The 8,444-nt window shown below is 50.6% G+C and carries 11 protein-coding genes; 6 read left to right on the plus strand and 5 right to left on the minus strand.

What is annotated here, in order from left to right; genetic code table 11:
* Positions 1-185: 185 nt before the first annotated feature.
* Positions 186-1,562: a sensor histidine kinase RegB gene (gene regB, locus QZ279_RS09875; protein WP_293450363.1), complete on the minus strand. Its 1,377-nt coding sequence runs from the start codon at positions 1,560-1,562 to the stop codon at positions 186-188.
* 130 nt (positions 1,563-1,692) lie between these two features.
* Between regB and QZ279_RS09880 the strand changes: the two genes are divergently transcribed.
* Both QZ279_RS09880 and QZ279_RS09885 read left to right on the plus strand, forming a co-directional pair.
* A complete protein-coding gene (locus tag QZ279_RS09880) occupies positions 1,693-2,313 on the plus strand; it encodes an SCO family protein (protein ID WP_293450365.1) in 621 nt (206 codons plus the stop codon).
* Between the two features lie 85 nt (positions 2,314-2,398).
* Complete coding sequence (locus QZ279_RS09885) at positions 2,399-2,953, plus strand: ActR/PrrA/RegA family redox response regulator transcription factor (protein WP_293450367.1); 555 nt, start codon at positions 2,399-2,401, stop codon at positions 2,951-2,953.
* Positions 2,954-2,964: 11 nt separating this feature from the next.
* Here the strand turns inward: QZ279_RS09885 and QZ279_RS09890 are convergent, their stop codons facing one another.
* From QZ279_RS09890 to QZ279_RS09905, 4 genes are all read right to left on the minus strand, one after another.
* Entirely contained in the window at positions 2,965-3,519 is a 555-nt protein-coding gene (locus QZ279_RS09890; protein WP_293450369.1) for a hypothetical protein, read from the minus strand.
* Positions 3,520-3,721: 202 nt separating this feature from the next.
* Positions 3,722-4,348, minus strand: coding sequence for a glycine zipper family protein (locus QZ279_RS09895; protein WP_293450371.1), 627 nt, complete (start codon positions 4,346-4,348; stop codon positions 3,722-3,724).
* Positions 4,349-4,562: 214 nt separating this feature from the next.
* Complete coding sequence (locus tag QZ279_RS09900; protein WP_293450373.1) at positions 4,563-5,051, minus strand: GNAT family N-acetyltransferase; 489 nt, start codon at positions 5,049-5,051, stop codon at positions 4,563-4,565.
* Positions 5,051-5,641: an HD family hydrolase gene (locus QZ279_RS09905; RefSeq protein WP_293450375.1), complete on the minus strand. Its 591-nt coding sequence runs from the start codon at positions 5,639-5,641 to the stop codon at positions 5,051-5,053. The genes QZ279_RS09900 and QZ279_RS09905 overlap by 1 nt, the downstream gene beginning before the upstream one ends.
* 92 nt (positions 5,642-5,733) lie before the next feature.
* Between QZ279_RS09905 and QZ279_RS09910 the strand changes: the two genes are divergently transcribed.
* The 4 genes from QZ279_RS09910 to QZ279_RS09925 all read left to right on the plus strand — a co-directional run bounded on the left by QZ279_RS09910 (position 5,734) and on the right by QZ279_RS09925 (position 8,435).
* Positions 5,734-6,198: a YHS domain-containing (seleno)protein gene (locus tag QZ279_RS09910; protein WP_293450377.1), complete on the plus strand. Its 465-nt coding sequence runs from the start codon at positions 5,734-5,736 to the stop codon at positions 6,196-6,198.
* 115 nt (positions 6,199-6,313) lie between these two features.
* On the plus strand, positions 6,314-7,702 hold the full coding sequence (gene ahcY / locus QZ279_RS09915; RefSeq protein ID WP_293450379.1) for an adenosylhomocysteinase: 1,389 nt from the start codon (positions 6,314-6,316) through the stop codon (positions 7,700-7,702).
* 71 nt (positions 7,703-7,773) lie between these two features.
* A complete protein-coding gene (locus tag QZ279_RS09920) occupies positions 7,774-8,253 on the plus strand; it encodes an extensin family protein (protein WP_293450381.1) in 480 nt (159 codons plus the stop codon).
* Positions 8,250-8,435, plus strand: coding sequence for an extensin family protein (locus QZ279_RS09925; RefSeq protein WP_293450383.1), 186 nt, complete (start codon positions 8,250-8,252; stop codon positions 8,433-8,435). Before QZ279_RS09920 ends, QZ279_RS09925 begins: the two co-directional genes overlap by 4 nt.
* Positions 8,436-8,444 lie beyond the last annotated feature (9 nt).

The raw sequence follows: 8,444 nt of genomic DNA on the forward strand, positions 1-8,444 counted from the left end.
CTGCCATCGCTCTCGATGCAACCGTCATCTTTTGGTTATGAGTCCTGACCCTAGGAGTGTTGCAACTGTCGCACTAAAAACAACAGCGAGATCGATCCAAGTGAGAGTAATGAACATAAGTGAGCCCCTTCAATTATATTCTTAAAACAGCGCACTCTTCGTTAATGAATGATTAAATACCCAAATTAGTGTGTTTGGTTGCGCATATTTTCACCCGTCACTTGTGCGACTGCCGAAAAGGCAGCGTCGATCTTTTCGCGGGGCCACACTACTTCGATAATCGCGCCGCGCTTGGGGTTATTTTTCCGACTTGTTCCATTGGCAAAGTTCAATTCTGCACCAGATCGTTCGAGTAATGTTTTCGCAATGAAGAGGCCAAGTCCCATCCCTTCATATTCTGGTCGCGCACTTTTTTCCTTTTCCGAACTCCGGTGTCGCATGAAGGGATCGCCAATGCGACCTATCAGATGCGTGGGGAAACCTGCGCCATCGTCGACTATGCGAATAGAAATTTTATTCTCGCTCCACGCGGTTTCGACCCAGACGGTTGCGTCCGCAAAATCAACAGCGTTCTGAACCAAATTACGCATGCCGTGAATGATCTCTGGACGACGCAGTATTTCAGGTTGGGCACCAATTTCGTCTATTTGGAAGGGTTGTTCAAAAATAATACGTTTGCTGCGATCAATGTGGGGTTCAGCGGCTTCTTCTAACACTGCACTTAGCGGCGCTTTGCGCAAATGCAGATCGTCTTTGCCAGCGCGCCCCATGGAGTGTAGAATTTCACGACATCGATCTGCCTGCTCGCGGATCAATGCAGCATCTTCGGCCAGATCTGGCCTGTCTGACAATTCGTCCAATAGTTCAGAGCTTGCCAACTTGATCGTCGCCAAAGGCGTCCCAAGTTCGTGGGCTGCCGCTGCAACGACGCCGCCGATATCTGTCAATTTTTGTTCGCGCGATAGTGCAAGATAGGTCGCTTGCAGGGCTGCTGCCATGCTGTGCATTTCGTTAGATGTCTTCCAGCTGTACGCGCTGAGAAAGACTAAAGCGATGATGATCGCGACCCAATTTCCGAAGACGAACAGGTTTGGAATCTGCAAGATAAACCCCTGCTCTGTACGCAGAGGCAGATGATATAGTGCTAAGAACGTAACGATTACAAAGGCCAGCACACCTAGAAAGACGGTTGATCGAAGTGACATTACGGAAGCGGATACAGTCACAGGTCCAAGGATCAAAAGCGAGAATGGATTGTGAAGTCCCCCTGTGAGAAATAGCAAGAACGACAACTGCAACAGATCAAACACGACCATCAAAAGGTTTTCGCCCTCTGACAATCGTTTGCTTTCAGGAAAAACGAAGATCGCGATGAGATTGCCGACGATGGAGCACCCGACGACAAGATAGCACAGCCCAAGCTCTAGCTGCAGGCTATACATGCGTTGGGCGACAGTGATTGCGATCAGCTGACCTATGATCGCAGCCCATCGCAACATGATGATCGTGCGCAGGCGAACCCAGTTGTGGCGTTGTGTGCCTGTGGGTGAGTAAAAATTCATGTCCATCCGTTAGCCGATCGCCTACTTTGTTTTGGTGCTACATTTTGGTGCATATGCAAGGCCTAAGCCAAGTGCTAACCGCTAGGCGTCCAGCACTTCAATACCCGAGACATACCACGTGGAGATTCATATGACCCGACTTCTTGCCATCTTCGCCACTTTAGCAGTGGTTCTTGCCCTTGCAGGTGTCTGGATCGTTACGTTATCTACTGGACCAGAGGATCAGTTCACCCAATGTCACACCAGCCAGATCGCTGGAGGAAGCGCCCAGATCGGCGGGCCGTTCACGTTGATTGATAAAACTGGAACAGAGGTGACAGACACCGATGTTATTACTGAGCCGTCGTTGATTTACTTTGGATATACGTTTTGCCCAGACGTCTGCCCGCTTGATGTTGCGCACAACGCCGAGGTCACGGATGTTTTGCAAGAACGAGGCATGTCGATCACGCCTGTTTTCATCTCAATTGATCCGCAACGCGATACGCCCGAAGTTGTTGGTGAATTTGCAAGTGTGATGCACGATAAGATGATTGGTTTGACCGGGACACCAGCGCAGGTCAAAGCCGCCAGCCAAGCTTATCGCACGTATTACAAAGCGCAGCCCGCTGATGACGAATACTACCTCGTCGACCATTCGACATTTTCATATCTCGTTTTGCCCGAACATGGCTTTGTGGAATTCTTTCGCCGCGGCGTTAGTTCAGAGAGAATGGCAGATACAATCCAGTGTTTCGTCGATCAAAGCTAAGGCTAGGTGCAGCATCAGTAGGGTTTGACCCGCTTGCTGCGAATGCGTAGTGTTTGGTGACGACGCTCAACCCGGAGGTCCACGCGTGAATACTGAAGCGCTTCGAGAAATTGGCGAAGATAAGACTCTTCTTCTGGTCGATGATGACGAACCTTTTTTGCGGCGTCTTGCAAAGGCGATGGAAAAGCGTGGGTTCGAAGTTGAAACCGCAGGTTCCGTCGCTGCAGGCAAGGCAATTGCAACGGCGCGTCCGACTGCATTTGCAGTTGTTGATCTGCGTCTAGAGGACGGAAACGGCCTTGATGTGGTGGAAGTGCTGCGTGAAAAACGCCCTGAAAGTAAGATCGTTGTTCTGACGGGGTACGGTGCCATTGCAACGGCTGTTGCTGCCGTGAAAATCGGTGCAACGGATTATTTGTCCAAACCAGCCGATGCCAATGACGTTATGAACGCGCTTTTGGCGGGGGATGACGAACTACCGCCGCCCCCAGAAAACCCGATGAGCGCGGATCGTGTGCGTTGGGAACATATTCAGCGTGTGTATGAATTATGTGATCGCAATGTCAGTGAAACAGCGCGGCGCTTGAATATGCACCGACGTACATTGCAGCGCATCCTGGCGAAACGCAGCCCGCGCTAAGCAAGCCTCATTTATAGCTGCATGGCAATCATCGTGCGCGCGTCTTTTAGATCGCGCGCGAGGTCCTGTGTACGGTGCTTTTGAACAGTCAGATTACCATGGCACGTCGCTTGCGCGCTAGAAAGCGCGTTGAATGTTGTGGACGCGCGTGTAGCGCTGGCGTCCAAAGAAGATAGCAAAGCTTTGCGATAGGTTTGGATTGCCTGCATCCGTTGGTTTAGATGATCTTTAGTTGCCAATCCATTTGAAACGTCCTGACGCAATTCAGCGATTTCGACATCTTGGTCGGCTAACAAAGACGGCAAGTTCATGTGAATTTGATCCATCTGCGTCGTGCTCATTTCTAGGTCACGGTTCAATTTTTTGACGGAAGAAAATTCAGACGTTGCGTGGCTTTCAAGGTTTTGTGTCATCATCAAAAGTTCGTTGGGCTGGCTGCGTACAAGGCTGTGTAGATCGAGTTCAACCTGAGCATTTCGTGTAGCAAACGTCGCTTCAGATATATGTGAACATCCACCAACAACGACAGCTAATCCTAGAAAAATTCCGCAAATTGAACGACGCATATTTTGTTTCCTTGTCTTGATCTCGCAATCATCGCGAGTGCTTAGGAAACGTTAAGCAACCCAATTGAGGCAACAATGTGGACTGTTTCCAAATATCATACGGATTGTTCACAGAACGTAGCTACGTTGCATCTAAGCCCTACCAGAAACGGAAACGGCCACCCGAAGGTGGCTGATTATCACTTTAAAACAGGCGTTTAGCTTAGAGAAGTGTAATTGCCGAGCGCGCAGACGTGGCATCGCGCGCTAGATTTCTCGTCGCACTTAGATGCCAATCAAGTCCTGTTTGGCCTTGCGCCTGTGCGGATTGTAGATTGCGATGTGCCTCATTTGCTTGGACGGCACTTAGGCTAAGGGCTTCGGCCAATTGTTCGCGGTTTGCTTTGATGACTTCAAAGCGATGCGCATATTGGCCTTGTGTAATTTGGCCGCTTTTCATTTTCGCGTTTAAATTAGTAACCTCGGTGTCTTGCTGCGCAAGTAAGGTTGGTAGATCGCGTGTAACTGCGTCCATTTTATCATCTGCTTTGCCAATCGAACGCACGAGCGCGCTTGGCGAAACAAGTTCAACATGTTTTGCAGCCTGCTTGTTACCGGCGGCAGTTCCGACGAGGGCACCAACAACTCCTCCCGTAATTGCGCCAGTCACGCAGTTCTTTGCGTTCGCTGAGGAGATGAGCACTAACCCACATCCTGCGAGCGCGCCGATCGCGGCACCCTTAACAGTGGATTTGCGAACAATGTCGCGTGTCATGTTGGACAATGCTGCTGTTTGTGCGGACATTTGTGTTTCTTGGATCGAAGCACTTGCATTCATTTCAGTTGCCATGCCGCGCGAGCTAAAAATGGGCTCTTTCGATTGCATGCAGCCTGCGAGACTAAGAATGATTGAGCCTGACAAAATGACGTTTGAAAAGCGCTTGTAGATGATCCTTGAAACAGTGGTAGTCGTTAAGGCACCTTATCGTTAACGTTTGAGGCGCAATTATGGCATGTTAAGCGTATTGTTTGATTATTGTTTAAGAATGTGTTCAAAAACCCGCTTACAGATCAAACCGTTTGTGGGTCTTTCCAGTAATACGCCCGTCCGAAAGTGTAGCTTCGGGTTCTAAATGCCAGTCATTGAAGCCGATTTTGGAATAATAGCTTTGCCCGCTAACATTGTCGGACCGGATCGATGCGTTCAGCCAAGAGAACCCAAGAGAGCGCGCATTTTTGGTTGTTTGTTCGAACAACTTTGAGCCAATTCCAGCACCTACTACACCTAAGCGCACAAAGGACGCAACGCTTGCGGCCTCAGGTGGCAATAGGTGATGTGGTTCTGCCCATTGAAAACCAACAACGCGATTTATGTCATCTAATGCAATACTCCAAGACGCCTTACTACCACCACGCGCGACCCATTGCGCAATGTCATTTTCAGAAAGGGGAGACAGGTATGCGGTAGTTCCCCCAATCTCGATTATTTCGTTCAGGATTTCCGTCATTTGCGGAATATCTTCATCAATGAAAGTGCGTACTTTGATTTGCATTACATTTGCTCCAAAAGCGCGGTGTGACGCATTGTGAATTCATTGCGTGCTTCAAGTGATGGGCGTAATACGATAGATAAGCCTTCGCATAATTCTGGATCGTGTTTACCGAATAGTTGATCTGCCTCGATCTGTGAAAATCCGGCAATCTGTTCGGCTTCAAGGCGCGCACTCACCATATCCGCCCTCTTTATTTGCTTTTTAATTGTAACGGGAAGGGCCGCAGGCAGGCCAAATCGAATATGTATCGCCGCAGTAAGACGTTCATCCAATGTACCGTAGCTTGGACCAACCGCCGCCTTCACTGGGCTGATCATATCGCCAATGACATATTCAGGGGCATCATGTAACAAAGCAGCCAACCGCCATTTCACAGGGGCCTTGGGCTGCATTCTGGTAAAAAGCGTTTCAACCAGCAGCGAATGTTCGGCAACAGAATAGGCAAAATCCCCTTTAGTTTGGCCATTCCAGCGCGCCACAAAGGCTAGACCATGGGCTATATCTTCGACTTCGATATCCACTGGCGTGGGGTCCAAAAGGTCTAAACGGCGACCCGATAGCATGCGTTGCCAAGCACGTTTCTGTGACATGGGGAGACTCCGCGAATTTGAATTCCTATTTTGAATTTAAGATGTAGCGCAGCCAGCGCCCAAATGAAAACTGTTGAAAAGGAAACCTGATCATGAAGCTTACACGCCGATCATTTACTGTCCTCGCACTTTCAAGTCTGGCACTGCCTGCCTTCGCCGCGACAGAGCCGCGATGGTACAATGCTGGGGATGATCTTGCTGCGAGTGGTCGTGACGTGGTTGCCTATTTCGGCCTTAGTAAGGGTGAAGGGATTATGGGCAGCGCTGAATTTATGGCGCAACACAAGGGTACTACTTTTCATTTTGAGAGTGCTGAAAACCTCGCGACGTTTCAGGGCGATCCAGATAGGTATGCGCCGCGTTTCGGTGGCTACTGTGCGTTTGCCATGGCAAGCGGCTATTTCGCATCTGGCGATCCGGATACGTGGACGGTCCATGATGGTGCGCTCTATCTGAATGTTTCGAAAACGATCCGCGCGCGCTGGGCTTTGCGTCGCTCGGCTAACATTGCATCCGGAAATGAAAACTGGATGGGCCACTTCCCGGGCGAGCGCTGAAAGCAGAAATAGTCACAGTTTTGCCGCTGTCTTAACTTCCTTACTACTTTTATTTGAAACTAAAGGCACCCGGTGCTACGTGCGCTTCAGAATAGACGTAAGAGGATAGCGGCACATGGCCAACGATTATAATGTAAAAGACATTGCCCTTGCAGACTTCGGTCGCAAGGAATTGGACATCGCTGAAACAGAAATGCCCGGGCTGATGTCCCTGCGGACCGAATTCGGCGCAGAAAAGCCGCTGAAAGGCGCGCGCATTGTTGGATCGCTTCACATGACGATCCAGACAGCGGTTCTGATCGAGACACTTGTTGAGCTGGGCGCTGACGTGCGTTGGGCCTCGTGCAACATCTTCTCCACGCAAGATCACGCGGCAGCGGCGATTGCTGCTGGCGGCACACCGGTCTTCGCGATCAAAGGCCAGACATTGACCGAGCACTGGGACTACCTCGACAAGTCCTTCATGTTCCCAGAAGGCGCTAACCTGATCCTTGACGATGGTGGTGACGCGACTTTGTACGTTCTGCTTGGTGCACGCGCGGAAGCGGGCGAAGACATCATTCCTGTTCCTCAGTCCGAGGAAGAAGAAGCGATCAAGAAGCAGATTGCAAAGCGCATGGCAGAAACGCCAGGCTGGTTCACTAAGACCCGTGATGCGATCCAAGGTGTTTCCGAGGAAACAACAACGGGTGTTCACCGTCTTTATGAATTGCACCGCGATGGCCAACTGCCATTCCCTGCGATCAACGTGAACGACTCTGTGACCAAGTCCAAGTTCGACAACAAATACGGCTGTAAAGAATCCCTCGTCGACGGTATCCGCCGCGCGACGGACACAATGATGGCCGGCAAAGTTGCGGTTGTTATGGGTTACGGCGATGTGGGCAAAGGTTCTGCTGCCTCCCTCGCGGGTGCTGGTGCACGCGTTAAGGTTACCGAGGTTGACCCAATCTGCGCATTGCAGGCGGCGATGGACGGCTTTGAAGTTGTGACGCTGGAAGACGCTGTTGAAACGGCTGACATCTTCATCACAACGACTGGCAACAAAGACGTGATCCGCATCGAGCACATGCGCATGATGAAGGACATGGCGATCGTTGGAAACATCGGTCACTTCGACAATGAAATTCAGGTTGCGTCGTTGAAGAACCACAAGTGGACCAACATTAAAGAGCAAGTGGACATGATCGAGATGCCAAATGGCCATCGCTTGATCTTGCTGTCCGAGGGTCGTCTTTTGAACCTTGGCAACGCAACGGGCCACCCATCTTTTGTGATGTCCGCATCCTTCACAAACCAGGTTCTGGCACAGATGGAACTTTGGCTGCGCGGCAACAAGTACAAGAACGAAGTCTACATCTTGCCAAAGCACCTCGACGAAAAAGTTGCGCGTCTGCACCTTGATCGCATCGGCGTGAAGCTGTCCAAGCTGGATCCAGAGCAGGCTGCGTATATTGGCGTGTCTCCAGACGGCCCGTTCAAGCCTGAGCATTATCGTTACTAATTTCCTTGGCTAACGAGGAACAAAAACCGAAGCGCCGCAGACCTTTATTAAGGATTGCGGCGCTTTTCATTTTGGCGACGATTACGTTGGTTGGTTCTGAATTTTTGCGCCATCCCGATGCTTTGGTTCCACAGCGCTGGAACGTTTGTGAACCGCTGTCAGTGAGTGAGCCGATCACATCGATCACGGGATGGAAACTGGATTGGGCGACGAATGATCCTCAATTGTGCGCTGACATCATGCAATCCGCTGGCCGCATCTCGGTGATAACCGATATAGTGGTCGACGAAAACTGTGGCATCGAAGGTCGTATTCGGTTGCGCAGCGCTGGTCGCGCTACATTGGATCCGATTGAAACATCTTGTGCGACGGCTTTGCGTTTAGCAATGTGGGAACACCACGGCATTCAACCCGCAGCGCGCGAAATTCTTGGATCTGACGTTAAAAAATACGCCACATTGGATCGTATAATTGCCGCCCAATCGCAGGGACTGAGCGTTAGAGCACGCATTATACAGCGTCTGCAATTGATATCACAGGGTTTGATCTGACAGATGGCACACGCGTGCGTCTGCTAAAAGACTGGGACGATGATGATCCTAAGGCGCAGTTTTTGCGCCGTGTTCGTGACGCGTCGTGTTATTGGTTTGGGACAACGTTAGGCCCTGATTACAACGCAGCGCACGCGGATCATTTCCATTTGCAAAACCGTGGTTGGGGAACGTGTCGCTAAGGGGCGGTG

This window comes from Planktotalea sp. (assembly GCF_018607965.1).
In the GTDB taxonomy this organism is placed as follows: Bacteria; Pseudomonadota; Alphaproteobacteria; order Rhodobacterales; family Rhodobacteraceae; genus Planktotalea.